A 24,121-nucleotide genomic window follows, 5' to 3' on the forward strand; every position below is an offset into this window, starting at 1 on the left:
CATGCCATATTCAATTCCTGTTAAATCCATCCCGGATGAGGCGCAATATTTTGCCTGTCCCCGTAGCTGGATCCGGCTCTTTCTGCAGCGGGAGCAGCTCCTCTTCCTCCTGTCCGTGAATCCGGATGCTCATCACCACCCCGATGCTGACCATGTTGATCAGCAGGGAGGTACCGCCATAACTGATGAAAGGCAGCGTAATGCCAGTCAGCGGCATCAGGCCGATAAAGGCGCCGATGTTGACGAAAATTTGGTAAATGAACATCGTGATGATCCCGGTGATCAGGTATGGCCCGGCCCGGTCGCGGCAGTCCGCGGCAATCAGAATCATGCGGTGAATCAGGATAAAATACAGCAGCAGCAGCGCCGACGAGCCGATAAATCCGTACTCCTCGGCGATCTGGACGAAGATGGAGTCGGCAAAAGCCAGCGGAACCCGGCCGTCCGACTGGATCGTCGTCCCCTGCATGTAGCCCTTGCCGTCCAGGCCGCCCGATCCGATCGCCAGCTTGGCGTTGTAGGTCTGCCAGCTGTCGTCGCGGGACGCCTTGTCCGGAACGAGCCAGGGGTCGAAACGCGCGATCCAATGCTCGCGGCCGATGGACTTGAACAGGCGCGCCGCCTCGTCATGATAATGAATGTACGCCTGAATTCCGCCGAAGATGGCGGCAAAGGCCACGGCGAACCCGATCAGCGCATGAACATACCGGATGCTGCCGATCCACAGGAGTCCTATCAGAATAAGGAGATAGCAGAGCGCGTTCCCAAGGTCGTTCTGTGCCATCACCAGCATGAGCGGAACAAAGGTGACGAGCCCCATCGGTACGACATCCCGCCAAAAATACAGGCCGCGAGACCGGTCCCGGTTTTTCCTCAGCAGCAGGCTGGACAGGAAAATGACCAAGAACAGTTTGAACAGTTCGGCAGGCTGCAGGCTGAGTCCCCCCGGAAGGGTGAGCCAGCCGCGGGCACCGTAGTATTCGTTGCCGGCAAACAGGACAAGCAAGAGCAGCATCAGGCCGAATATATACACGTACAGCGCATATTTAATCAGCAGCTTATAATTGACGAGCGAAGTCGCCAGAAACCCTGCAAAGCCGATGACATAATAGACGGCCATCCGCACCGAATAATGATCGGTTTTGGGGCGGCCGGCGGTGACGCTGTATATGGAAGACAGACTGAATGCCATCAGGCAGAGCAGCACCAAAATGACGGCAAAGTCCATTTGTTTCAGTTTGCGAAGCATATCCTTCCCTCCAGGATACCATAGGTAATTCCATTGTAGAGGAAATTGGGTCAAAAAGAAAATTATGGGATCTGTCGGACGCCGAGCACATGGCGCTCAATGCCGGCGAGGTCCGGGATGATGATAATCTCATCCCAGTGGCCCGCCTGGCGGAGCAGGTCCGCGACCTCGCCCGCCTGCCCGATGCCCAGCTCGAATCCGATGAGCCGGGGCGGCCCCTGCAGCAGCGGCAGCTGCTGCATCATGATGCGGTACGGCGCGAGCCCATCCGCTCCGCCGTCCAGCGCCGTGCGCGGCTCATGGTTGCGCACCTCGGGCTGCAGGCCGGGAATGTCGGCCGCAGGAATGTACGGCGGGTTCGACACGAGAATGTCGACCCGCCGGCCCGCAAACGGCTCCAGCAGGTTGCCTTCCTCGAAGGCGACCTGGGCGCCGCTTACTTCGGCGTTGCGCGCGGCGACCCGCAGCGCGTCCGCCGAGATGTCGCTGGCGTAGACGCGCCAGCGCGGGGCGTGCAGCGCCAGCGTGACCGCGATGGCGCCGCTGCCGGTGCCGATGTCGGCCGCGACCAACGGGTGCAGGCCGTCCGCGGCGCCGGCATGGCCGCCGGGCATAGCGGCTGCGCGGCCGGCATCCTGTCCTTGCGGCGGTTCTTGTCCCGCCGCGGATGCCGCCGGCTCAGCCGGCGCTGCTCCCTGCGGCCACAGCCGCGCGGCCTGCTGCAGCACGGCCTCCACGAGCAGCTCCGTCTCGGGCCGCGGGATCAGTACGGCGGGCGTCACCTGAAAGGGGATGCCGTAGAACTCCTGCTCCCCGATAATGTATTGGGCCGGTTCGCCCGCCGCCTTGCGGGAGATCGCTTCCTCCCAGGCCTTCTTCCGCTCATCGGGGAACGGATCGGGCATCGCCATGTAATAGTCCGCGCCAGAGAGGCCCAGCACATGCTCCAGCAGCAGCTGGGCGTTCCGCTGCGGCTCCATCACTTCATGAGCCGCTAAAAAAGAGGAAGCCTCCGCAAAGGCTTCCCGTATACTCTGCTTTGTCGTCATCACAAACGTGCTTTCCTTCAAAGCCCTTATTCCCCTTTATCCATCATTTCCGCCTGCTCCGCAATGTTGAGGGCCGAAATGATCTCTTCGATTTCGCCATTCATGACCGAATCGAGCTTGTGTAGCGTCAATCCGATGCGATGATCGGTCACCCGGCTTTGCGGGAAGTTGTACGTGCGGATCCGCTCACTGCGGTCGCCTGTACCCACTTTGCTTTTCCGCTCACCGGCATACTTCGCTTCTTCTTCCTGCCGCATCATATCAAAGATCCGGGCACGAAGCACCTGAAGCGCCTTTTCCTTGTTCGAGTTCTGCGATTTGCCGTCCTGACAGGTGGCCACGATTCCGGTTGGAACATGGGTCACGCGAACGGCGGATTTCGTGGTGTTGACGGATTGTCCGCCCGCACCGCTGGAGCAGAACGTATCGACACGGATATCCTTGTCATGGATTTCGATGTCGATATCTTCGACTTCCGGCAAGACCGCTACTGTGGAAGTGGAGGTATGGATCCGTCCGCCGGACTCCGTCGTCGGGATGCGCTGCACGCGGTGCGCGCCGCTTTCGTATTTCATTTTGCTGTAGGCGCCGCGTCCGTTGATCATGAAGATGACTTCCTTGAAGCCGCCCAGATCGTTCGTATTGGCGTCCATCAGCTCCACGCGCCAGCCCTGGGTATCCGCATAACGCGTGTACATCCGATACAGGTCGGAAGCGAACAAAGCCGCTTCGTCGCCGCCCGCCGCGCCGCGAATTTCGATAATGACGTTCTTGTCGTCGTTCGGGTCCTTCGGCAGGAGCAAAATGCGGATGCGTTCCTCCAGATCGGTGCGGCGTTCGGTCAGTTCCTCGATTTCCATTTTCACCATTTCGCGCATTTCATCGTCCAGCTTCTCGGCTTGGAGCGCTTTGGCGGATTCGAGTTCTTCCATAACGGATTTATATTCGGTATAAGCCTCATATGCAGGCTGCAAATCGGATTGTTCTTTGGAATATTCCCGCAGTCGCTTACTGTCGTTCGCAACGTCAGGATCGCAAAGCAGTTCACTAAGCTTCTCGTAGCGGTCAGCCAAGGATTGCAATCGGTCCAACACTGGGATTCACCTCTCCTATTTCAAAAATACACTAGGTATATATATGCCATATCGTTATCGCCGCTCTCTATGGTAAACATAGAGGGTAGACGACTTTATATTATACCACGATACATACATATTTACCATAGCCGACATTGGTGAACGGGACACCGAAAGCCTGTTATGTTAATCTTGCACCTTGTTTTTCCGCCCTATACTTACCAAAAAATATACGGCGCAAATGACCAGCGGATACAAGATCGCCCAGCCGACGAAAGGAAAAACCGCCGCCGTAAGGATAAAAGACAGCCAGCTGACCGTCCGTCCCCACCGCTGGCCTTTCAGCAGCCGAATTCCGGCCGCGCAGCCTCCCAGATATGTCAAAATAAACGTAGCATTCGGGAGCGTAATCAGCGTGGTCAGCGACACCGCGCCTGTCCCGTACAGAACGAGCACAAGCACAAAACATCCTGCCAGGAAGCTAAGTCCCCCGACAGGCGTCTTGAATCGGGACGACATGTTCCCCATCCAGGCCGGCGCCTTTCCTTCCCGGGCGAGCGCATAAGCCAGCCTCGACGAAGCGCCGGTGTACGAGATGACGGTAGCTGTGCAAATAAACATCCCCGTCAAACCGGCGATGACTGCCCCGGCCGGACCGAGCAGCTTTTCAATGACCAGCAGCAGCGATACGTCCGAACCGCTTCCCCCGTAGCTGTGCGTTCCTACCGTCGCCAAGGCCGTCAGGAAATACAGCACGCCGACGATGATGGCCGCGACCGTCACGCCCTGCACCGCCGCCCGTTTCGGGTCCACGAACTCCTCGGATAAATGCGATACCGCCTCCCAGCCGATAAAGCACCAGAACAGAATCGCCGCGCTTTGACCGACACTCAACCATCCTTCCGGCATAAAAGGCGTGAAGTGCCTGGCTTCCATATGGGGAAAAGAACCGAATATCGCCAGGATGAGCACCAGCACGATGGCTGACACGACAAAGATCTGAATGCTGCCGGCCAGCTTCATGCCGAAGACGTTAATGCATAGGGACACAGCCAGCATCAGTGCGGCGATGACGATTCGTGCCCCTTCGCCCAGACCAAAGGCAGCGGTCATATACCCGGCCCCCGTCAGTGCGGCCACCGGCGCGCCGATGGGCACCGACATCAGGAAAAACCAGCCGATAAGCGTCCCGGCTTTTCCGCCGTACGCTCTGGAGACAAACGAGGACACGCCCCCCGCATCGGGATAACGCGCCGAGAGCATCCCCATGACGAGGGCCATCGGCAGGACGAGCAGCGTCATGAGCCCCCAGGACAGGAGCGAAGCCGGACCTGCCATATGCGCGGCGAGCCCCGGCACGATCAGAATGCCGGATCCGAGCACCGAACCGATATATAAAGCGATGGCTTGAGGCAGCCGGATGGAAGAGGTTAAGTGTGGAGTTGCTGAAGCCTTTTCTAATGTAGCCATTTGGTGGATCATCCTATCTGTTATTTATGGTGTAACCGGCATGGATTACCGGTATTTTAAGGGTTGTGCAGTGCTCACAGCTTAGCAGATAATAGATGAATAGGTAAAACAGATTATTTTGATCGTTTCCATCGGAAGAGCCGATGGCTGATTCGATTCGAATTTTATTGCGTATCCATGGGAGGATCATCGATGGACTTAAAACATTTACACACCTTCCGAACCGTGGCGGACACGCATGGCTTTACCAAAGCCGCCGAAGCGCTGTCCTACGCCCAATCGAGCGTTACAGCACAAATTCAAGCGCTGGAGGAAGAGGTCGGATCTAAGCTGTTTGACCGTCTCGGAAAAAAGGTACAGCTTACGCCCGCAGGCGAGCGCCTGCTGCCCTACGCCGTCCAGCTCTTGGAGCTGCACGACCGGGCGCTGGCCGACATGTCCACCAGCGGAAGCTTGCCTTCCGGCACGCTGAACATCGGCGCTCCCGAGTCCCTTGCGGCGTTTCGCCTGCCAGGCATTATTAAGGAATATACAGAGCTGTACCCTGACGTAAAAATCATCCTCCGCCCTGCCGGCTGCAAGGAGCTCAAGAAATTTGCCATGTCCGGTGATATGGACCTGGTATTCGTGCTGGAGCCTGAAGCCGATGACCCGTATTTGCAGTCGGAGACGTTGATCCATGAACCGATGGCGCTCATTGCTCCGCCGGGGCATCCCCTGACCCTGCTTTCGCAGGTCGATACCCTGGACTTGAAAGACGTTTCTTTTATCCATACCGAATCGGATTGCAGCTACCGCCTGCTGCTCGAACAACATTTAAACAGCCATTCGATCTACAGCAGCAGCGACCTGGAATTCTGGAGCATCGAAACCATCAAAAATTGCGTCATGTCCGGCCTCGGCATTTCCCTGCTGCCCGCCATCACGGTAAAGGACGAGCTGTCCTCCGGCCGGGTGATCCAGCTGCCCTGGGATGATAGCCCGTGCCAAGTGGCCACCCAAATGCTGTTCCATCCTGGAAAGTGGCTGTCCCCGGCCCTCGGGGAGTTCATCCGCTTGACCCGGGAGCATGCGGCAAGATGGCACCAAAACGCCTGAAAAAAATTTATTAAAAAACTTTGCAGGGATACCTCGGCATGCGGCGTCTAACTAAACGTACCCGGGAGGAGGGGAGAAGACTGGAAGAAGAGTTGCAGTGGATCCGGGCGGTCAAAGCCGGCCATCCGGAAGCCTATAAATATCTGGTACAGCGGTACCAGAGCATGGTATACCACGTATGCCTGAAAATGACCGCCGACAGCGTCTCGGCGAAAGATTTGTCGCAGGACATTTTCCTTAAGGCATATTCGGCCCTGCCTGCTTTTCGAGAGGAATCCTCATTCTCCACCTGGCTGTATCAAATCGCCGTCCGGAAATGCCTGGACTGGAAAAGGGCCCATCAAAGGGAACAGGCACGAAGGACCATGGGAGAGGTGAACGAAAGCGATTGGGTGACCGCCGAGACACCCGAGAAGATCGTCCTCTCCGAGGAGACGAACAGCCGGATCCGTCAAATCGTCGATGAACTGCAGGAGCCGTATAAGTCGGCTGTGCAGATGTATTATTTTGAACAATGCTCCTATCAGGAGATTGCCAAGAGGCGGGGCATTACCGCCAAAACCGTCGAGTCCCAGTTATACCGTGCCAGACAAATGATGCGTCAGAAAGGAGAGGAGCTCAGGTGAAATGCGAACTCATTCAATACCAAATGGCCGCTTACGCCGCCCATGAACTGCCGCCCGAAACCTCCCTCTTGATTGAAAAGCATTTGAACCAGTGCCCGGAATGCCAGGCTTGGTACCAGGAGATCGTGGAGATGTCCCACATGTGGGAAAGCCCGGATCCGGTCACGGATATGCCGGATATCGTCTCCGGCGTGATGGAGGAAATCCGTCAGATGCCGCCGCTGGCGGTACGATCGCTGCCGAGAAGCCGGCCCCGCGAGTCACAGAAATCGAAGCTGGCCCATTTTGGGCTTGCGGCCTGCCTGACCTTCTGCTTGTTCCAGTTCGGGATTTTCGAGCATTTGGGGAACGGGCTGACAGAGGCTACGCAGCATTTATCCACTCGAGTGGAGCACATATTCAAGGAGGGTAACCCATGATTAGAAAAAGCAGATGGCTCACGTTTTTGTTGTCCATGATTCCTGGCCTCGGCCATTTATATTTAGGGTTCGCCAAACAGGGACTGCAGTACATGATTGGCGCTTGCGTCTGCATCATCCTCATCCCGTCGATCCCGATGCTCTTTCCGTTTGCCTTGGCGATTTTGTGGTTCTTCCAGCTGTTTGACGCCCTGCAGAAGGCGACCTGGATGAAAACCGCGGCTATGGAGCATGAACGGATGATGATGGGCCAGGATACCTTCGGCTATCCTTGGACCGAGCGTGACTGGATTCAAATGAACGGATATCAGAAGGAATCGGCGGTCCATCCGTTTTGGATCGGGGCGACCTGCATCGGCATGGGGATTCTCGTCCTGCTCGTCGGCGTCTTCCCCGGCCTGTGGGAGTGGCTGCTGAACCGCAATATTACGAGCGTGCTCCTGGCCGTCGGCCTGATCGTTTACGGCATGTGGCTGCTTGGCAAAAGACCAAACCATAAGGGAAGTGAGCATCTGTGACCGCACCGCTTGATACGCGCCCCCCGGTCCGAAAAATCGGCCGGTGGACCACCGCCATCGGACTGATCGGCCTCGGGGTCATCATTATTCTTCAGCTGAATCATTTCATCAGCTTTGAACTCCTGAAATACGTATGGCCCGCCCTGCTCATCCTGCTTGGCATTGAAATCGTCATTTCCAATGTCGTGCATGCCAACCAGCGGGTTCGGTTGGGCGGTGGAAGCGTCACGATCCTGGTCCTGCTTCTGATCGTCAGTGCAGCCCAGGCGATCTACCCCGACTGGTCGTTCCTGTTTAACAAGGGCTACCTCAGCGCCGTGCAGGGATCGGTTCCGGCACAGGGAGAGATCAAGCGGGTGGAAGTTTTCCTGGACAGCGGCAAGGTGAACGTAACGGGGGGTCAAGGTTCGGATATTGCCTATGAAGGAAAAGTCCGCGTTCGCACCGAATCCTCCCAGGCCAATGCCGACAAATGGACGAAGCAGCACTGGAAGGCCGAAGCATCGGGGGGGACGCTGACCCTTAAGCTGGATAGCCACCAACCGGATATCGTTCTGATCGGCGGCTGGGCGGCGCCTGAGGATTATTTCAACCTCCAGGTTCCCGAGTCGGTGGAAGTGGAAGTGCATACGAAAAATTCCACCTTAGAGGCTTCCGGACTTCATGCCGGATTGACGGCCGTGACGTCGAACGGCACCCTGAACGTGAAGGATATTCAGGGCAAGGTGTCGGCCAAAACAAGCAACGGCCGGATCGTAGCCACGAACATCAACGGCTCTTCCGAGCTGGTGACCAGCAACGGTACGGTGACGGCCAACCAACTTGGCGGCCCGGTCTATATCCGGACCAGCAACGGCGCGGTGCGGGGCGAGAGCGGCATCACCGGCAATTGGGACGTCAAAACCTCGAACGGCAGCATTGGCCTGACCGTTTCCGAAGACGCCAGCGCCAAGCTGACCGCCAAGACGTCCAACTCCTCCATCAAGGGCAACATCGGCTGGGTCGATGAGAGCGACTCCCGCGCCGCGGTCACCTTGGGGGACGGCCAGTATACCGTGGGGCTGGCCACGTCCAACGGCAGCATTACGGTGAATCATTAAGAAGCAGTGAGTGTTGCCGACGGAGCAAATCTCAAGCAGAGCGTGCGAAAGATACCTATTCCCGTCAACCAACAAAAACCGCCATTCCCGGGGATCCCCGAGGAATGGCGGTTTTAGTTTTACGTTTACTATTAGCTCACTCGCAATCCAAATCTGGCGCGATCGATTCGATTAAACGTTGAAACGGAAATGCATCACGTCGCCGTCGGCAACGACGTAATCCTTGCCCTCCAGGCGAAGTTGGCCGCGTTCTTTCGCGGCGTTCATGGAACCGGCGGCCATAAGGTCGTCGTAGGAGACGACTTCGGCACGGATAAAGCCGCGCTCAAAATCGGTGTGGATAACGCCGGCAGCCTGCGGCGCCTTCGTTCCTTTGCGAATCGTCCACGCGCGCACTTCCTGCACGCCTGCTGTAAAGTACGTATACAAGCCGAGCAGGCGATAAGCCGCCTTGATCAGACGGTTCAGCCCGGACTCTTCCAGGCCGAGCTCTTCGAGGAACATTTCCTTGTCTTCCCCTTCCAGCTCGGCGATTTCAGCCTCAACCTTGGCGCTGATCGGAACGACTTCGGCGTTCTCGCCTGCCGCAAAGTCTTTGACCTGCTGCACGTACGGATTGCTGTCCGCGTCGGCTACGCCGTCCTCGCTGACATTGGCCGCGTACAGAACCGGCTTCAGGGTCAGCAGGTGCAGGTCGCGCACGATCACCTTCTCTTCGTCCGACAGCTCGACGCTGCGGGCCGGCTGATCGTTGTACAGTGCCTCCTTCAGGCGCTCCAGCACTTCAACTTCCTGGGCGTACTGCTTGTTGCCGCCCTTCATATTTTTGCGCGAACGGTCGATGCGCTTCTCCACGCTCTCCAGGTCGGCCAGGATCAGCTCCAGGTTGATGGTCTGAATGTCGCTGATCGGGTTGACCTTGCCGTCCACGTGCGTGATGTTCTCGTCCTCAAAGCAGCGCACCACGTGCACGATCGCATCCACCTCACGGATATGGGCGAGGAACTTGTTGCCCAGCCCTTCCCCTTTGCTCGCGCCGCGGACCAAGCCGGCGATGTCGACGAACTCAAAGGCGGTCGGCACGGTTTTGTTCGGCTGCACCAGCTCGGTCAGCTTATCCAGGCGTTCGTCCGGAACTTCGACAACCCCGACGTTTGGATCAATCGTACAGAACGGATAGTTGGCGGATTCGGCGCCCGCCTGGGTAATTGCGTTAAACAACGTGGATTTGCCGACGTTCGGCAGTCCTACGATCCCTGCTTTCAAAGCCATTTATATGACAACTCCTATTTAGGTAATAGTTAAACAGACGTCTCTCAATCCTACCCATTATATATTAGAACCCCCGGTGCGGCAAGGATTTGACTTTACTATCGGTTGCCCGAACCGATTCGAAATTCCGCTGTGCTGCAGGGATGAACGGAACAAAGGAGCATAAAGAGCGTCAAGATCGTGTGTAACATGGAAAGGTAATAAGATGAACGGGAAGCAGCATAAAACAGAGCCTCTGAAGAAGATGATCAAGCGATCACAAAAAAAGACCCGGATATTCCGGGCCCATGGCTAGACCATCGCTAAAAAGGATACCAAAACCCTCTCAGCGCCTGCACCTTCAGCCAGATACCCACGGCAAGCAGCAGCACGCCGAGTACGGCCAACGTCCAGTCCAGCCCTTCCATCTCCTTGCCGCTGTACCAGGTACGCTTCTTCTGCGTGCCAAAGCCCCGCAGTTCCATCGCGTTGGTCACCGAATCGATCCGGTGCAGCGCCGACTGCAGCACGGGAACGACGACCGCCGCCAGATTGCGCAGACGCTGCGCCATGCTGCCGTCCTCCTTTGTAATCCCCATGCCGCGTGCCTGCATCGAGTTCAGCGTACCCCGGAATTCTTCCGTCAGGTCCGGAATATAGCGGAGGGCGATGCTGACGGCGTAGGCGATTTTGTAAGGTACGCCGATCCGGTTCAAACTGCCGGCAAATGCACTCGGCTGCGTGGTGAAAATGCATAGGATCGTAATCGGCAGCAGCGTCAAATATTTGGCCGACAGCGTCAGCACGTAAAACAGCGTCTCCGCATTGATCGTGTTATAACCGAGCGGAATCAGCGGCGTATCCGTCCCTGTAAGCCGTGTGCCGAAGGTCGGCGTGATCAGCAGAATAAAGATGCCGTTCAGCACCGTGAAAATAATCATCAGCCAAAACAAAAACGCCATCTTTTTAAAAGGAACACCCGCCGTTACGAGCAGCGCGATCCCGACACCCAGCATGGGCACAAACACCCGCAGGTCCAAAAACATGTACGTCATGACCGTCCAGGCCATAAACAGCACCAGCTTGACCGCTCCGTCCAGCCGGTGAAACAGCGAGTTCCCCGTCACATAGAGGCTGCCCGTTCTATTCATGGCCCTTCTTCCCCTTCTTCTCTTCGTTGATAAAAGCCTGCACAAACCGCTCCGGCGCAGCCAGGCCGTTGGCTTTGGCGAAAAGGGACAGCGACGTCTCCTTCAAATGGGCGGGCTCCGTCACCTCCGGGCGGCTGAGCACCGAGGCGACCGTATCGGAGGCGAGGATCTCACCCCCGCTGAGCACCACGGCGCGCCGTGCGTACTCCAAGGCCAGATACATATCGTGCGTGATGAGCAGGAAACCGATGCCTTGTTCGGCCAATTGCTCGATAAAATCCATAAACTCCTGATAATGACGATAATCCTGACCGGCCGTGGGCTCATCCAAAATCATCAGCTTCGGCTCCAGCACGAGAATCGAGGCGATGCTGAGCCGCTTCTTCTGGCCGTAGCTGAGCGCGGAAACGGGCCAGTTGCGGAATGGATACAGCCCGCAGGTCTGCAGGACGCTCGCGACCCGCTCCTTGATTTCATCGGCGGGCACGCCGCGGACCTTCAGTCCGAGGCCAACTTCGTCCGCGATCATATGCTGCGTGATCATCCGGTTCGGGTTCTGCATCACATAGCCGATCGATTCACCCCGGCGGCGGATCGACCACATGGCCATATCCTGGCCGGCATACGACATCGAGCCGGACTGCGGCTTCAAAATGCCTGTAATCAGCTGGGACAACGTCGATTTGCCTGCCCCGTTGTTCCCCAGGAGCGCAACGATTTCACCGGCGCCGATCTGAAGCGATACATCTTTGAGAACCTGGTGAGCGGGCTCGTACCCGAAAGTCAGCCCGCGTACGTCCAGCAGCGGTTCGGCAGGCCGTGACGGCGCCTCGGCAGCTGCTTGTTCGCTCCATCCATCCAGCCGCTCTCCAAGGCCGGAAATGCCCAAGGACTGCGGCCGGCTGAGGCCTTGTACGCCATCCAGGGACACGCCGGCGTACCGCAGCGCATCTACATACAGCGGCGGCCGCAAGCCGCAGCCGCGCAGCAGGCCAGTCGCCAGGATCTCGTCCGGTGTACCGACCGCCTCGATGCGCCCTTCTTTCATCAGGACGATCCGGTCGATTGGCTGCTGCAGCACGTCCTCCACCCGATGCTCGATGATGATGACCGTCTTGCCGCTCTGCCGGTGGATATCGTCGATGAGCTGCATCGCTTTGCGCCCGCCCGCCGGATCGAGGTTGGCCAGCGGCTCGTCGAACAGCAGCACCTCCGCATCCGTCGACAGCACGCCGGCCAGGGACACGCTCTGCTTCTGTCCGCCCGACAGCTCGTAAGGGCTGTGGTCGATATAATCCAGCATGCCGACCTGCTCCAGGGAAGCGGCGGTTTCCCGCTTCATTTGCTCGCGGGGCATCGCTTTATTTTCCATGACAAACGCTACGTCCTCGGCCACGCTTAAGCCCACGAACTGGGAATCCTGGTCCTGCAGAATCGTCCCCACCGTGCGGCTCAGCTCGAAGATGCTCAGCTCGGAAGGATTCTTTCCGGCAATGCTCAGACTGCCGCTGATCTCCCCGCCGTAGGTAAAAGGAATAAGCCCATTGATGCAATGGGCCAAGGTCGATTTGCCGGAGCCGCTGGGGCCGGCGATCCAGATCTTTTCTCCGGGATGAATGTCCAGCGTAATGTCCTTCAGCGTGGGCTCCGATTGATTTTTATACTTAAAACTGTATTGTTGAAACGAGATGATCGGCTGAATCATGGCGTAAATCTCCTATCCTTTGGTGCTCTGCCAAGCACCTACTCGTTGACGCTCAAATTGCTGACTTTGGCGTTTCTGCGGGCGAATCCGATCACCGCCGGAACCCCGAGCACCAAAAAGACGACGATATTCGAAATCGAAGCGGCCGTGACCTGCACCAGCAGCTTATCCGCCGGCTCTCCCATAAACGTAATGTCAAACCACCCCGAAAAGAGCAGCGACAGAATGATACCGACGACGCCGTACACGATGAACAGGCCGATATGTTTCCCTTTGTATGTACCGTTTTGCGGATCAAATCCTTTGGATAAGTAAATGAGTCCCATAAATGCGGCCGTAATCCCGGAACCGAGCGCCCAGCCCCACCATACCGTACCGCTGGTGAGCAGGTCGTTCAGTACGTGGCCGATCAGTCCTGCGATAAACCCGACCACCGGGCCGAACAGGGCACCAAAAATCGCCAGCAGCGCAATCGCCGGACGCAGCGAGGTATCGGGTCCCACGGGAATTCCAATAAAGCTGGTGGCTCCATAGAGGGCCGCACCGATGCCTATCGTCACCACTGTTCTTGTGTTTAACTGAAAAATGGATTTCTTCAAAGCAGAGTCACCTTCCCCTTTAAAATTCAACAACCTTCCATGTTCCAAAGACGAACATTTCGCGTTATTTGTACTCTTAATATAAGGTCAGGCAGAAACGAAGGCAAAACTTTTTTTGGTAAATATTATATAAAATTTTTGGATCGATCGCCTCAAAGAACGCGGAAACAACCGTGATGTCAGCAAAAAAGGCCCATTTTCCTTATTGGAAATTAGGCCCTTGGTTGATTGTTTGCTTTTTGGCATCAACATCGCTGAAAACGAGCGGCGTTTCCGGTCAAACATGTAGATCACGCCCGGGTCCGCACCAGCCGGCGCGTGCCCTTCAGCGCGGCGATGTCCGCCGCGCCAATGCCGAACATCGCGGTGCGCAGCTCGAACTCGACCTGCGCCAGCGCCTCGTCCAGCGCCTGCTCGGACGAGACGGCCGGGCCGAGCAGGCTGCGGCCAAAGCCCGCGAGATCGGCGCCGAGCGCCAGCGCCTTGGCGGCGTCCACGCCGCCCTGCAGCCCGCCGCTGCCGATCAGCCCTCCGTGCGGGGACACCTCCCGCACTTCGGCAATACACTCCGCGGTCGGGATGCCCCAGCCCGCGAACGCCTCCGCCGCCCGGCGCCGCACCGCGTCCTGGCTGCGGAACTTCTCGACCTGGCTCCAGGAGGTCCCCCCGGCGCCAGCCACATCGACGAAGGCCACGCCGGCATCGTACAGCCGCGCCGCCGTGTCCCCGTCGATGCCCCAGCCGACCTCCTTGACGCCGACCGGCACGGTCAGCCGGCGGCATACCTCACCGATCCGGGTCAGCAGCCCGCTGAAATTCGTGTTCCCCTCCGGCTGGAACACCTCCTGCAAGCCGTTCAGGTGCAGCACGAGCATGTCCGCTCCGGCGATATCGACGGCCCTTTGGCACTGCTCCACGCCGAAGCCGTAGTTCAGCTGGACGGCGCCCAGATTCGCGATCACCGGAATCGTCGGTGCATGCGCGCGCACATGGAAGGTCGGTGCAAGCTCCTCCTTCTCCACCGCCGCGCGGACCGAGCCGACCCCGAGCGCCCAGCCGCGCCTCTCGGCGACGGCTGCCAAGCGCGCGTTAATCGCGCCGGTCGCTTCGCTTCCGCCCGTCATGGAACTGATCAGGAGCGGCGTCCGTAACGTCCGCCCAAGGAAGGAGGCTTCGAGGGAAATCTCCTCGAAACCGATCTCCGGCAGCGCACAGTGACGAAATCGGTATTGCTCCAGGCCGGAGGTTACGCCACTGCCCACATCCTCGCTCAAACACAGGCGCACGTGCTCGATTTTCCTTTCCCCTGTAGGTATTTCGGGCAGCAAAGACCCGTTTTCCGCTTCGTTTCCGTTCATCTGATGCGCCCCTTTCTTGGATATGCTGCGAACCCTGATAACATCGTAACCCTGTCATCACCGCACGTTTCTCTAAAAAAGGTATTATACCACAGAACCCCTGTTAAATTCGCCAATCTGCCTTAAACCGGGTCCATCATCCATCCTTCACACCATGATGATGCGCCATAGTCCTCCCCTCTCACGACCCGGTTCATGTGTGCTTTGCCGGTTGTCCGGCCGAAGCGTTCACTGAAGCCCGCAAAAAGTTTCCTTGGGGAAAATTTTTGAAGTACATGCAACTGCCCATGTGCTCTCCAATAGGATGTGATATCTGTTTAGACTCGATATAGACCCAAACAATGGTTTTTGAAAGGAGTGCTGCCCATGAACGCAAGTGAAGAGAGCCGATTGGCAGCCGCGAGCGGCGGCTGGCGCAAAGGAGGAGGTTCGCCCAGCCTGCCTGAAGTCCATAAATCGATGAAGGTTCCTTTAAAGGGCAGCTTCTTCCGTAAAATGCTCGCCTTCGCGGGCCCCGGATACCTCATAGCCGTCGGGTACATGGATCCCGGCAACTGGGCCTCCGATTTGGCCGGCGGAGCCATGTTCAACTACTCTCTGCTGTCGGTCATCATGATTTCGAACCTGATGGCGATCCTGCTCCAGTCCCTGTCCGCCCGCCTTGGCATTGCTACGGGAAGGGATTTGGCCCAGGCATGCCGTGATCATTACAGCAAACCCGTCAGCATCGGGCTCTGGATATTGTGCGAGCTGGCGATTGCGGCCTGCGACCTGGCCGAAATCATCGGCTCGGCCATCGCGCTGCAGCTGCTGTTCGGCCTGCCACTGCTGGCCGGCGTTCTCATCACGTCCGTGGACGTCCTCCTCGTGCTGATGCTGCAAAATAAAGGTTTTCGGCATATCGAAATTTTGGTCATTTCGTTTATCGCCGTCATCATCATGTGCTTCGGGGTCGAATTGTTTCTGTCCAAACCGGAGATGGGTGCGGTCATGGCCGGATTTGTTCCGACAACAGACATCGTGCAGAACCCGGAAATGCTCTACATCGCCCTGGCCATGCTCGGTGCGACCGTCATGCCCCACAATCTGTATCTGCACTCCTCCATCGTGCAGACTCGCCGATACGACGAATCCATTGCCGGCAAGAAGTCAGCCATCCGTTTCGCTACCGTGGATTCCACCGTTGCGCTCACCATCGCCCTGTTCGTCAATGCGGCCATTCTGATCCTCGCGGCGTCTGCCTTTTATTCGACAGGGCATACTGAAGTAGCAGAGATTCAAGACGCCTACCAGCTGCTCACGCCGCTGCTCGGGACCGGTGCGGCCAGCGTCCTGTTCGCCGTAGCGCTGCTCGCTTCCGGCCAAAACTCGACGCTGACGGGAACCCTGGCCGGCCAGATCGTCATGGAAGGCTTTATGAACATCCGGCTGAAGCCATGGATCCGGCGCCTGATCACACGTCTGATCGCCATCGTTCCCGCCGTGATCGTGATCGGAATTTACGGGGAAGGCTCCACCGGCCGGCTGCTCATTTTCAGCCAGGTCATCCTGTCGCTTCAGCTGTCCTTTGCCGTGTTTCCACTGGTCAAATTCACTTCCGATCCCGCCAAAATGGGTCCCTTTATCGCACCGCGCTGGGTGCGGATACTCGCTTGGATTGTGGCAGCCGTCATCGCTGCGCTGAATATTTATCTGCTGTACGGCACTTTTTTCTAGATGACCGCGGACCGTCATTCCTATTGCGATATGAGAACGTTCCGCTGCTTCAAAATAGCCCTTTCGACGTTAATAGGTGGATAGACCGCTGAACGAAGCAAGGCAGGGTTCCAGACCGTGAGGCTCCCCCTCCAGAGAACCCTGCCGTTTAAACCCAATTACAGCGGACAAGCAAAGGAGGCGATGGTCCGATGACCCACCATATCCGTTCCCAAAACGCCCCTGAACCGTACAATGCGCATACGGCCAGCCGGCAGCTGCAGGGAAAAAGCCGCAAGCGCCGTGTACTGCGCTGGATTCTGGCTGCGGTTTGCTTGCTCATCATTTGGCTCGCAGGGGTCATCGTCTATCAGACACACAAGCCGCTTCCTCCCGGCATTTCTTACGAGAGCCCGCTCTATCATGTCGATCAGGTCCGTTTCTATCGCGACTTAACTTACCCTGACAGCCAAGGCCAGGTCATCAATGAGCCCCAAATTACGAATCGCATGATGCAGATCATCGATGAATCCCGGGAATTTCTTGTCTTCGATCTGTTCCTGTTTAACGATTATAAGCATAAAGGCCAGAAGTTCCCGACCGTAAGCAAGGATTTGGCGGACAAGCTGATTGCGCATAAAAAGCGGTATCCCCAAATGCAAATCGTCTTTATCACCGACCAAATCAATACGAACTATGGCTCCGCCCCGAACCCCCTGCTCGAAGCCATGAAGGCGGCAGGCATTCAGGTCGTCGTCACCAATGTGGATCCGCTGCGGGATTCAAACCCGATCTATTCCGCCGTTTGGCGGACGTTTATCCAGTGGTTCGGCCAGTCGGGCAAAGGATGGATTCCGAACCTGATGGCAAACGATGGGCCCAAGGTCACCGCAAGGTCGTATTTAAAAATGCTGAACGTCAAGGCCAACCACCGCAAGGTTGTAGTCAGCGAGAAGACCGCTTTGGTCTCTTCCGGCAACGTGCATGATGCCAGCGCCTACCACTCCAATATCGCATTTGAGGTGCAAGGCCCGATCATCGGGGATATCCTGAAGAGCGAGCAGGCGGCGGCCCAGCTGTCCGGGGACTACCGTCTCCCGGTCTATGCCGCTAAGTCCGAGAACGATCAGAAACACACCCTAGGAAACATAGCCATCCGCTACCTAACCGAGGGTAAAATCGACAAATATACCCTGCTGGAAATCAACCGGGCGCCGCAAGGGTCCACTCTGTGGATGGGCATGTTCTATCTGGCCGATGAAAAGGTGATGAACGCCCTGCTGGATGCAGCTGACCGCGGCGTCAACATCCGGCTTCTGTTTGACCCCAATCAGAACGCGTTCGGCCAGGACAAGATCGGCATACCGAACCGGCCGGTGGCGAAGGAACTGACCGAGCGTTCCGGGGGGCGCATCGCCGTCCGCTGGTACAACACGACCGAGGAGCAGTATCATACGAAGCTGATGTACATTTCCAATCCTTCCGGGAACTCCGTCATCATGGGCGGCTCGAGCAATCTCACGCCGCGGAACCTGGACAACTACAATCTGGAGAATGACCTCTGGATATCCGTTCCGCGCGGCGATGCGCTGGATCGGCAGCTGGCCGGCTATTTCGACCGTCTCTGGAACAATACGGACGGGCACTACAGTCTGGACCTGAGTGCGTACCAGGAAAAGTCCACCTGGTTCAAGGACTTCCTGTTCCGGGTGCAGAAGCTGCTTGGATTTACGACCTTCTGAGTCGTAACGAAGCTGCCGTGATTTCCCGGCGTTTCCAGGGCCCCCGCATAGACCGTGTCAGCTCAACTTTTTATTCCTGATGGTCTCTGATCCATCCGTAGTCCGTACTCTCATATGACGCAAAAAAGGCGCTTTCTGTTTATGCAGAAGCGCCTTCGTTTATACATTTATCTTGTTATCTTACCGTTTAAGTGAATCCCCGGCTTACGGATCCGTATTTCTATGCTTCGCAAACCGCCGACAGCTTGCACCGGTCCCCGCATAAGCGTCCTTTGCCATGCGGTACGCACATCGGCGTTCCGAAGATCGGATCCTCCGCAATCATGCAATCCATGCAGAACACTTCCTTGACCATCTTCGGCGTCAGCACGTCTTCCGGTGCGCCGGCACAATAGACGCCCTGGTTCTTCACGGCTATCATATGGTCGGCGTAACGGCAGGCCAGGTTCAGGTCATGAAGCACCATCACGATCGTCCGTCCCTGATCACGGTTCAACTCATACAGCAGATCCAGCACCTCGATCTGATGGCTCAAATCCAGGTATGTCGTCGGCTCGTCAAGCAGAATCAGGTCGGTATTCTGCGCCAAGGTCATGGCGATCCAGGCCCGCTGCCGCTGTCCGCCGGACAAGGAATCGACCGCGCGGTCGGCCAGATCGGTAAGGCCCGTCATTTCCAGCGCCTCGTTCACCAGACGCTCATCCTCCGCACTCCACTGCTTCAGCCACGATTGGTGCGGATAACGCCCCTGCTTCACCAGCTGAAGGATGGTCAGGCCTTCAGGAGCCGTCGGCCCCTGCGGCAGAATAGCCATATTCCGGGCAACTTCCTTCGTCGACGTCCGATGGATTTCCTTGCCGTCGAGCAGAACCGACCCGCTCTTCGGGCGCAAGAGACGCGCCATGGAGCGAAGCAGCGTGGATTTGCCGCAGCCATTGCTGCCAATCAGAACCGTAACTTTGCCTTCGGGAATGTCCAAATGCAAGTCTTTAATAATATCGGTATCCCCGTACCCCAGCGTCAGTGCTTCCGTTTGCAATAGCGTCATCTTTCCCGTAACCCCCCGATTCTGTCCATCCTATGATTTATGATTTAAAACCGTCTAATAACGTCCGTCCACAATAATGAGAATCATTATCACCAATATAATGGGCGGGCGCTGGAATGTCAACCATTCACAGCCCTGCCCACAGTTACTTTACTACCCGCTTCATACCGCCGCAAAGCCGCTACAGCAAAGGGGATAACAGCCTCGCCAGGGATTCCAAAAAGCGCTCCGGTATTTTTTTCTTATTAAATTTATCGGGAATGATCTGCTTCGTATACACCAAATCCCGTTCGAAGTCCGACACGATCCGCTGCACGCTCTCGGTCTGTACCAGCAGCGCGTTCACTTCAAAATTCAAATGGAAGCTGCGCATGTCCATATTCGCGGTCCCGATCGTCGCCACCTCGCCGTCAATGATCAGCAGCTTGGAGTGCAGGAACCCTTTTTCATATTCGAAAATTTTGACGCCCACATCGAGCAGCGACGGGAAATACGAATGAGAGGCCAGGAACGGCAGCCATTTATCCGGCTTGGACGGAAAAAGGATGCGCACGTCCAGCCCCGACATCGCAGCCACGCGCAGGGACGTCAGAATATCGTCGTCCGGTATAAAATAAGGCGTTGCCAGCCAGACCGATTTCTGCGCCGAGGTGATCATCGAGAAAAAAATGTTTTTGAGCGTACGCCGGTCGTTGTCCGGTCCGCTCGGGATAATCTGCACGGCGCCGCCGCTGCTCTCCGCCAGCTCGGGAGACAGATATTCGGCGTCCAGCACCTTTTCCCCGGTCATATAGAGCCAGTCCTGCAGGAAAATAATTTGCAGCGTCCGAACCGCCTCGCCCCTGACGCGCATATGCGTATCTCTCCAGAAGCCGTACGCCGCATTGCGGCTCAGGTATTCGTCCCCGACGTTCAATCCGCCGATAAAGCCGACTTTGCCGTCAATCACGACGATTTTACGATGGTTGCGAAAATTGACCCGGGAGAGAAAGAATGCCTTGGAGCTTCCGTATGCGACGACCTGAACCCCGGCTTCCTCCATGGACCGCAGGAACGATTTGGGCAGCTGCATGCTTCCCCAGGCGTCATACATAAAACGGACCTGCACGCCGGCTTTGGCCTTTTCGATCAAAATCTGCTGAATCCGTGTCCCGATATGGTCGGCGCGATAGATGTAATATTCCATATGGATGTGATGCCTGGCCTTCTCGAGCTCCTTCAGCAGGGTGGAGAAGGTTTCCTGCCCGTTGGTCAGCACTTTGGTATCGCTAGAGAAAGAAATCGGAGTCCGCGCCAGCCGCTGCGAGAGATGCAGCAGCTGCTGCTGCATGGGGTTAAAGGAAGAGAGATCCGGATGAAACCGCACCCCCTTCTCTTCCAGCCGGTCATACGTTCTGAGGTCCTGCTCAGCTTTTTTATCGAATTTGCGCCGTTTGAAGTAGTTTTGCCCGAAGAGCAAATAGAAGAACAGACCCACCACCGGCATCAGGGCGAGCAATAAAATCCAGGCCATCGTCGAAGACGGATTGCGGTTCTCCATAAAAATCATGAACCCGAGCGACACGACGGTGAGCGTTGAAAATATACTGACAATGGTTCCCGCGGTTTTGCCGAACACGCCGAACCCAAAATAGTAAAATGCAAATAATATGGCGGCAATGATAACAATTTGTATTCCCCGTCTCATATGTTACCTCTCTTAAGTATCATTAAAAACATGCATATCCATGGTCATCGTCCAAACCCATAAGGTATATTTTACATGAACAAGTTCAAACTTCCTACGAATTTTTATCGAATGGACAAGCTGGCCTGAAAATTCCATGCATGCTGATGTTAGGATACCCATCTTTCTTGACAATGGCTGCATCCTGTGAAAAAATAACACCTAACGACCGTTAGGTAGCCAATAGGAGTCGATGATATGAACGCCAAACGCACACTGCTCAAAACTGCATTATCGCATTTTGCCAAGGATGGATATGAAGGAGCGTCCCTGCAAAAAATAGCCGAGGAAGTCGGCATCAAAAAGCCGTCCATCTACGCGCATTTTAAAGGGAAAGATGAGCTTTTCCTGCAGACGTTGAAGGGCGCCCTCGACGAGGAGGGGACCCGGATTATCCGCCGTTATATCAGCCTGAAGGACCAGCCGCTCGAGCAGCGGCTTAAAGGACTGCTGGAGTATCTCCAGGAGGAGTACACCCGGAGCAGCAAAACCAAGTTTGTTCTGCGCATGTCCTACTTTCCGCCATCCTCGCTGCATGATCAGGTGATGGAGCTGGTCTTTCCGTTTCTGGATTCGATGGAAAAGCGGATGATCCGCGTTATGCGCCACCACGCTTCCACCGGCCAGCTGCCGGTTAGAGATCCGGACGGGGCCGCTGTGGCTTACATGACGCTGATCGACGGCGTATTGATCGAAATGGTGTGCGGCGGGCTGGAGGGGTCGCAGCGCAGGCTGGCGGCCGCATGGCCCGTATACTGGGCGGGCATTCATCATATTTGACGCAAGTGGCATCCTAACGGACATCAAAGGAGGATAATCATGAATCGCCACTGGCTTTTTGTTATTATCGGGGGCGTTGTGGAAGTGCTGTGGGTGTCCGGCCTGAAGCACTCGAACAATGCGCTCGAATGGATTCTTACCGTCATCGCCATCATCGCGAGCTTCGTTCTCATTATTGACGCTTCGAACCATCTGCCGGTCGGAACGGTGTACGCGGTGTTTACCGGCCTGGGAACGGCCGGCACCGTCGTCGCCGAGATGCTGTTCTTCGGCGAACCGTTCCGCTGGCCCAAGATACTGCTCATTCTCGTTCTTCTCGCCGGAGTGATCGGCCTTAAGCTGGTCACCGACAAAGACGGCAAGGAACAAAAGGGGGCGAATCACTGATGGCTTGGATTGCAATCGTCATCGCCGGTCTGTGCGAAATGTTCGGGGTCATCGGGATCAAGGGCGTCACGCAAAAGAAAGGAATGCCGGCATATGTCATGCTGATCCTGTCCTTTGCGCTCAGCTTTTCCCTGCTGTCCTACGCCATGAACTCGATTCCGATGGGAACGGCGTATGCGGTATGGACCGGCATCGGCACGGTCGGCAGTACCCTGGCCGGCATGTTTCTGTTCGGCGAGCCCAAGGAATGGCGGCGAATTCTGTTTATTGCCATGATTTTGGCCTCAGCGGTAGGTTTGAAGCTGATCTCATAATTTTTTTTGTTTTTTATGAAATGGTGTCACAAATTCCGTCCCAGATCGGTCTTCTTAGTGAATGAACCTAAAGGAGGCTGTTATCGATGAAAATCAGATTCAATTACCGGGACGCCAATATGCCGGCTTTTAAAGCGATGCTCGCCTTTGAGCAGTTTGCCCACGGCAGTTCGATCGACAAAGTGCTCTATGAGCTGATCAAAATCCGGGTGTCGCAAATCAACGGATGCGCGTTCTGTCTGGATATGCACAGCAAGGACCTGCTCAAGCTGGGAGATTACCAGGAGCAGCTGACGCTGGTCTGCGTATGGCGGGAAGCTCCCGTATTCACCGAGCAGCAGCGCGCTGCGCTGGAGCTTGCGGAATACGTGACGAAAATTTCCGAGGCAGGCGTTCCGGATGAGGTGTTCGGCAGGGTCAGAGAACATTTTGACGAGAAAGAAATCGTAGACCTGCTGATGGCGATCAACGCCATTAACTGCTGGAACCGTTTGGCCATTTCGACCGGCATGTTTCCGGGCTGCATGGGTTAAAATCATGATTGCTGGATCAGGGAGCCGATCAACGGCTCCCTTTTTGCTGTGGGGGATTATTCCATGGCCATCGAAACCGTCACAATTTTGCCATATTCATTCCCTATAAATGTGAAGCCGAACAGGCACCCTCCTGCGTATTACAACCAGGAAGGTGCCTTTTTTTGTAAAGAGTGCCCGGCTGTTTGAAACGGCCTTCGCTTTGTAATATAATCGTTCTGACTAAGAGGTCAATTTGAGAACCGATGTGTCAGAAAGGAGTGAAGGTGAATTTGTCTGAGAAATTGGCGGACAAGAAAAAACAGATTCTGAAGACCGCCCTGCAGCTGTTTTCCACAAAGGGGATTTCGGCCACCTCCATGCAGGAAATCGCGGAATACTGCGGCATGTCCAAAGGCAGCTTGTATCTGCACTTCAAATCCAAGGAGGATCTGGAGAGCAGCATCTACCTGTACTGTGAGGGCCTGATCCGGGACAGCGTCATGCAGGTGGAACAGGAACACCTTCTGACTCCCAAAGAACAGCTGCGGAAACAGCTGGAAGTCGTGCTGAATCTGCTCGTGGAGCTCCGCGAGTTTCTGGTGGCGCAGATTCAGGATCATCATGCTTCGGGAAAAAAGCTTCCGTCCCACAAGCATTTACGCGAAAAGCAAATCATCGGCATCCACTGGTTTAAAAACAAGCTGGAGCAAATTTACGGGGATGACGTGTATCCCTACACTTTGGACCTTACCATGTTTGTGGTGGGCCTTCTCGACGGATATATCCGGACGCTGTTTATTCCGGGTCTGCCGCTGAATATCCGGCGGGTTGCCGACCATATCGTCTATTTGCTGGACGAAGTCGTCGGCGGCATGGTCCGGTCGCAGCGGGATCCGCTCATTTCCCCCGAAATATGGACCGAGTGGACGGAGAAGCTGAAGGACCGATCCGGTGGAAACCTGCGGCATCCGCTGATCATTACCAAGCAGATGCGGGACCTATTGAAGGACAAGCTGCCGGAAGGTCCGGCGCGGGACCTGGCTCAGGAATCGATCGACATCATCGATAAGGAGTTCCGGGACATCGAACCGCGCAAGGCCATCCTGGCCGGCATGATCGCCAACCTGGAAAGCGTGCCCGAGCTTGGCTCCTTGAGCCGCGAACTGAAAGAAATCTGCAAGCTGTACGTGTTTTCAAGAACCGATTGTACCTGAACGTGAGCAAGAGATATAACGGAGAGGAGCA

23 protein-coding genes are annotated in these 24,121 nt (G+C 56.2%); 12 read left to right on the plus strand and 11 right to left on the minus strand.

Annotated elements, in window-relative coordinates; genetic code table 11:
• Window positions 1-10: 10 nt before the first annotated feature.
• The 4 genes from CJP46_RS20500 to CJP46_RS20515 form a co-directional block, all read right to left on the minus strand.
• Entirely contained in the window at window positions 11-1,249 is a 1,239-nt protein-coding gene (locus tag CJP46_RS20500; RefSeq protein ID WP_094597495.1) for an FtsW/RodA/SpoVE family cell cycle protein, read from the minus strand.
• 62 nt (window positions 1,250-1,311) lie between these two features.
• Complete coding sequence (locus CJP46_RS20505) at window positions 1,312-2,298, minus strand: HemK/PrmC family methyltransferase (RefSeq protein WP_179281270.1); 987 nt, start codon at window positions 2,296-2,298, stop codon at window positions 1,312-1,314.
• A 26-nt stretch (window positions 2,299-2,324) separates the two neighbouring features.
• Entirely contained in the window at window positions 2,325-3,392 is a 1,068-nt protein-coding gene (gene prfA, locus CJP46_RS20510; protein WP_094597496.1) for a peptide chain release factor 1, read from the minus strand.
• 168 nt (window positions 3,393-3,560) lie between these two features.
• Window positions 3,561-4,844: an amino acid permease gene (locus tag CJP46_RS20515; protein WP_094597497.1), complete on the minus strand. Its 1,284-nt coding sequence runs from the start codon at window positions 4,842-4,844 to the stop codon at window positions 3,561-3,563.
• A gap of 192 nt (window positions 4,845-5,036) precedes the next feature.
• Here CJP46_RS20515 and CJP46_RS20520 point away from each other — a divergent pair, with 192 nt between their 5' ends.
• The 5 genes from CJP46_RS20520 to CJP46_RS20540 are packed head-to-tail and all read left to right on the plus strand — an operon-like array spanning window position 5,037 to window position 8,605.
• On the plus strand, window positions 5,037-5,942 hold the full coding sequence (locus CJP46_RS20520) for a LysR family transcriptional regulator (protein ID WP_094597498.1): 906 nt from the start codon (window positions 5,037-5,039) through the stop codon (window positions 5,940-5,942).
• 38 nt (window positions 5,943-5,980) lie between these two features.
• Complete coding sequence (locus CJP46_RS20525) at window positions 5,981-6,568, plus strand: RNA polymerase sigma factor (RefSeq protein WP_094597499.1); 588 nt, start codon at window positions 5,981-5,983, stop codon at window positions 6,566-6,568.
• Complete coding sequence (locus tag CJP46_RS20530) at window positions 6,565-6,987, plus strand: zf-HC2 domain-containing protein (RefSeq protein ID WP_179281248.1); 423 nt, start codon at window positions 6,565-6,567, stop codon at window positions 6,985-6,987. The genes CJP46_RS20525 and CJP46_RS20530 overlap by 4 nt, the downstream gene beginning before the upstream one ends.
• Window positions 6,984-7,505 (plus strand): hypothetical protein, encoded by a 522-nt coding sequence (locus CJP46_RS20535; RefSeq protein ID WP_094597500.1) that lies wholly within the window; start codon window positions 6,984-6,986, stop codon window positions 7,503-7,505. Before CJP46_RS20530 ends, CJP46_RS20535 begins: the two co-directional genes overlap by 4 nt.
• Entirely contained in the window at window positions 7,502-8,605 is a 1,104-nt protein-coding gene (locus CJP46_RS20540; protein WP_094597501.1) for a DUF4097 family beta strand repeat-containing protein, read from the plus strand. Before CJP46_RS20535 ends, CJP46_RS20540 begins: the two co-directional genes overlap by 4 nt.
• Window positions 8,606-8,776: 171 nt before the next feature.
• Here CJP46_RS20540 and ychF read toward each other — a convergent pair whose 3' ends face one another.
• From ychF to fni, 5 genes are all read right to left on the minus strand, one after another.
• On the minus strand, window positions 8,777-9,877 hold the full coding sequence (ychF, locus tag CJP46_RS20545; protein WP_094597502.1) for a redox-regulated ATPase YchF: 1,101 nt from the start codon (window positions 9,875-9,877) through the stop codon (window positions 8,777-8,779).
• A gap of 302 nt (window positions 9,878-10,179) precedes the next feature.
• On the minus strand, window positions 10,180-11,007 hold the full coding sequence (locus CJP46_RS20550) for an energy-coupling factor transporter transmembrane component T family protein (RefSeq protein ID WP_094597503.1): 828 nt from the start codon (window positions 11,005-11,007) through the stop codon (window positions 10,180-10,182).
• Window positions 11,000-12,709 carry an ABC transporter ATP-binding protein gene (locus tag CJP46_RS20555; protein ID WP_179281271.1) on the minus strand — a complete coding sequence of 570 codons (1,710 nt, stop codon included), beginning with the start codon at window positions 12,707-12,709 and terminating at the stop codon, window positions 11,000-11,002. Before CJP46_RS20555 ends, CJP46_RS20550 begins: the two co-directional genes overlap by 8 nt.
• 41 nt (window positions 12,710-12,750) lie before the next feature.
• Window positions 12,751-13,311: an ECF-type riboflavin transporter substrate-binding protein gene (locus CJP46_RS20560; RefSeq protein ID WP_094597505.1), complete on the minus strand. Its 561-nt coding sequence runs from the start codon at window positions 13,309-13,311 to the stop codon at window positions 12,751-12,753.
• A 290-nt stretch (window positions 13,312-13,601) separates the two neighbouring features.
• Window positions 13,602-14,669 (minus strand): type 2 isopentenyl-diphosphate Delta-isomerase, encoded by a 1,068-nt coding sequence (fni, locus tag CJP46_RS20565; RefSeq protein ID WP_094597506.1) that lies wholly within the window; start codon window positions 14,667-14,669, stop codon window positions 13,602-13,604.
• 366 nt (window positions 14,670-15,035) lie between these two features.
• Here fni and CJP46_RS20570 point away from each other — a divergent pair, with 366 nt between their 5' ends.
• Both CJP46_RS20570 and CJP46_RS20575 read left to right on the plus strand, forming a co-directional pair.
• Window positions 15,036-16,385, plus strand: a complete 1,350-nt coding sequence (locus CJP46_RS20570; RefSeq protein ID WP_094597507.1) for an Nramp family divalent metal transporter — start codon at window positions 15,036-15,038, stop codon at window positions 16,383-16,385.
• A gap of 191 nt (window positions 16,386-16,576) precedes the next feature.
• Window positions 16,577-18,106, plus strand: a complete 1,530-nt coding sequence (locus CJP46_RS20575) for a phospholipase D family protein (RefSeq protein ID WP_094597508.1) — start codon at window positions 16,577-16,579, stop codon at window positions 18,104-18,106.
• 220 nt (window positions 18,107-18,326) lie between these two features.
• Here the strand turns inward: CJP46_RS20575 and CJP46_RS20580 are convergent, their stop codons facing one another.
• Complete coding sequence (locus CJP46_RS20580; protein WP_094597509.1) at window positions 18,327-19,154, minus strand: ABC transporter ATP-binding protein; 828 nt, start codon at window positions 19,152-19,154, stop codon at window positions 18,327-18,329.
• Between the two features lie 181 nt (window positions 19,155-19,335).
• The gene (gene cls / locus CJP46_RS20585; protein WP_094597510.1) at window positions 19,336-20,841 is read right to left on the minus strand and encodes a cardiolipin synthase; all 1,506 of its coding nucleotides are present in this window, start codon (window positions 20,839-20,841) and stop codon (window positions 19,336-19,338) included.
• A gap of 237 nt (window positions 20,842-21,078) precedes the next feature.
• Between cls and CJP46_RS20590 the strand changes: the two genes are divergently transcribed.
• From CJP46_RS20590 to CJP46_RS20610, 5 genes are all read left to right on the plus strand, one after another.
• Window positions 21,079-21,660 carry a TetR/AcrR family transcriptional regulator gene (locus tag CJP46_RS20590; RefSeq protein WP_094597511.1) on the plus strand — a complete coding sequence of 194 codons (582 nt, stop codon included), beginning with the start codon at window positions 21,079-21,081 and terminating at the stop codon, window positions 21,658-21,660.
• A 39-nt stretch (window positions 21,661-21,699) separates the two neighbouring features.
• Window positions 21,700-22,047, plus strand: coding sequence for a DMT family transporter (locus CJP46_RS20595; protein ID WP_094597512.1), 348 nt, complete (start codon window positions 21,700-21,702; stop codon window positions 22,045-22,047).
• Complete coding sequence (locus CJP46_RS20600; RefSeq protein WP_094597513.1) at window positions 22,047-22,361, plus strand: DMT family transporter; 315 nt, start codon at window positions 22,047-22,049, stop codon at window positions 22,359-22,361. The genes CJP46_RS20595 and CJP46_RS20600 overlap by 1 nt, the downstream gene beginning before the upstream one ends.
• A gap of 86 nt (window positions 22,362-22,447) precedes the next feature.
• Complete coding sequence (locus CJP46_RS20605; protein WP_094597514.1) at window positions 22,448-22,894, plus strand: carboxymuconolactone decarboxylase family protein; 447 nt, start codon at window positions 22,448-22,450, stop codon at window positions 22,892-22,894.
• 272 nt (window positions 22,895-23,166) lie between these two features.
• Window positions 23,167-24,090, plus strand: coding sequence for a TetR/AcrR family transcriptional regulator (locus CJP46_RS20610; protein ID WP_179281249.1), 924 nt, complete (start codon window positions 23,167-23,169; stop codon window positions 24,088-24,090).
• Window positions 24,091-24,121 lie beyond the last annotated feature (31 nt).

The organism is Paenibacillus sp. XY044 (genome assembly GCF_002257645.1).
Classification (GTDB): domain Bacteria; phylum Bacillota; class Bacilli; order Paenibacillales; family Paenibacillaceae; genus Paenibacillus_AQ.

Coding starts and splice junctions, on each gene's coding strand:
- CJP46_RS20500 (WP_094597495.1), bottom strand. CDS start 1,249: ATGCTTCGCAAACTGAAACAAATGGACTTTGCCGTCATTTTGGTGCTG.
- CJP46_RS20505 (WP_179281270.1), bottom strand. CDS start 2,298: ATGACGACAAAGCAGAGTATACGGGAAGCCTTTGCGGAGGCTTCCTCT.
- CJP46_RS20515 (WP_094597497.1), bottom strand. CDS start 4,844: ATGGCTACATTAGAAAAGGCTTCAGCAACTCCACACTTAACCTCTTCC.
- CJP46_RS20520 (WP_094597498.1), top strand. CDS start 5,037: ATGGACTTAAAACATTTACACACCTTCCGAACCGTGGCGGACACGCAT.
- CJP46_RS20525 (WP_094597499.1), top strand. CDS start 5,981: ATGCGGCGTCTAACTAAACGTACCCGGGAGGAGGGGAGAAGACTGGAA.
- CJP46_RS20535 (WP_094597500.1), top strand. CDS start 6,984: ATGATTAGAAAAAGCAGATGGCTCACGTTTTTGTTGTCCATGATTCCT.
- ychF (WP_094597502.1), bottom strand. CDS start 9,877: ATGGCTTTGAAAGCAGGGATCGTAGGACTGCCGAACGTCGGCAAATCC.
- CJP46_RS20550 (WP_094597503.1), bottom strand. CDS start 11,007: ATGAATAGAACGGGCAGCCTCTATGTGACGGGGAACTCGCTGTTTCAC.
- fni (WP_094597506.1), bottom strand. CDS start 14,669: ATGAACGGAAACGAAGCGGAAAACGGGTCTTTGCTGCCCGAAATACCT.
- CJP46_RS20570 (WP_094597507.1), top strand. CDS start 15,036: ATGAACGCAAGTGAAGAGAGCCGATTGGCAGCCGCGAGCGGCGGCTGG.
- CJP46_RS20575 (WP_094597508.1), top strand. CDS start 16,577: ATGACCCACCATATCCGTTCCCAAAACGCCCCTGAACCGTACAATGCG.
- CJP46_RS20580 (WP_094597509.1), bottom strand. CDS start 19,154: ATGACGCTATTGCAAACGGAAGCACTGACGCTGGGGTACGGGGATACC.
- cls (WP_094597510.1), bottom strand. CDS start 20,841: ATGAGACGGGGAATACAAATTGTTATCATTGCCGCCATATTATTTGCA.
- CJP46_RS20590 (WP_094597511.1), top strand. CDS start 21,079: ATGAACGCCAAACGCACACTGCTCAAAACTGCATTATCGCATTTTGCC.
- CJP46_RS20595 (WP_094597512.1), top strand. CDS start 21,700: ATGAATCGCCACTGGCTTTTTGTTATTATCGGGGGCGTTGTGGAAGTG.
- CJP46_RS20600 (WP_094597513.1), top strand. CDS start 22,047: ATGGCTTGGATTGCAATCGTCATCGCCGGTCTGTGCGAAATGTTCGGG.
- CJP46_RS20605 (WP_094597514.1), top strand. CDS start 22,448: ATGAAAATCAGATTCAATTACCGGGACGCCAATATGCCGGCTTTTAAA.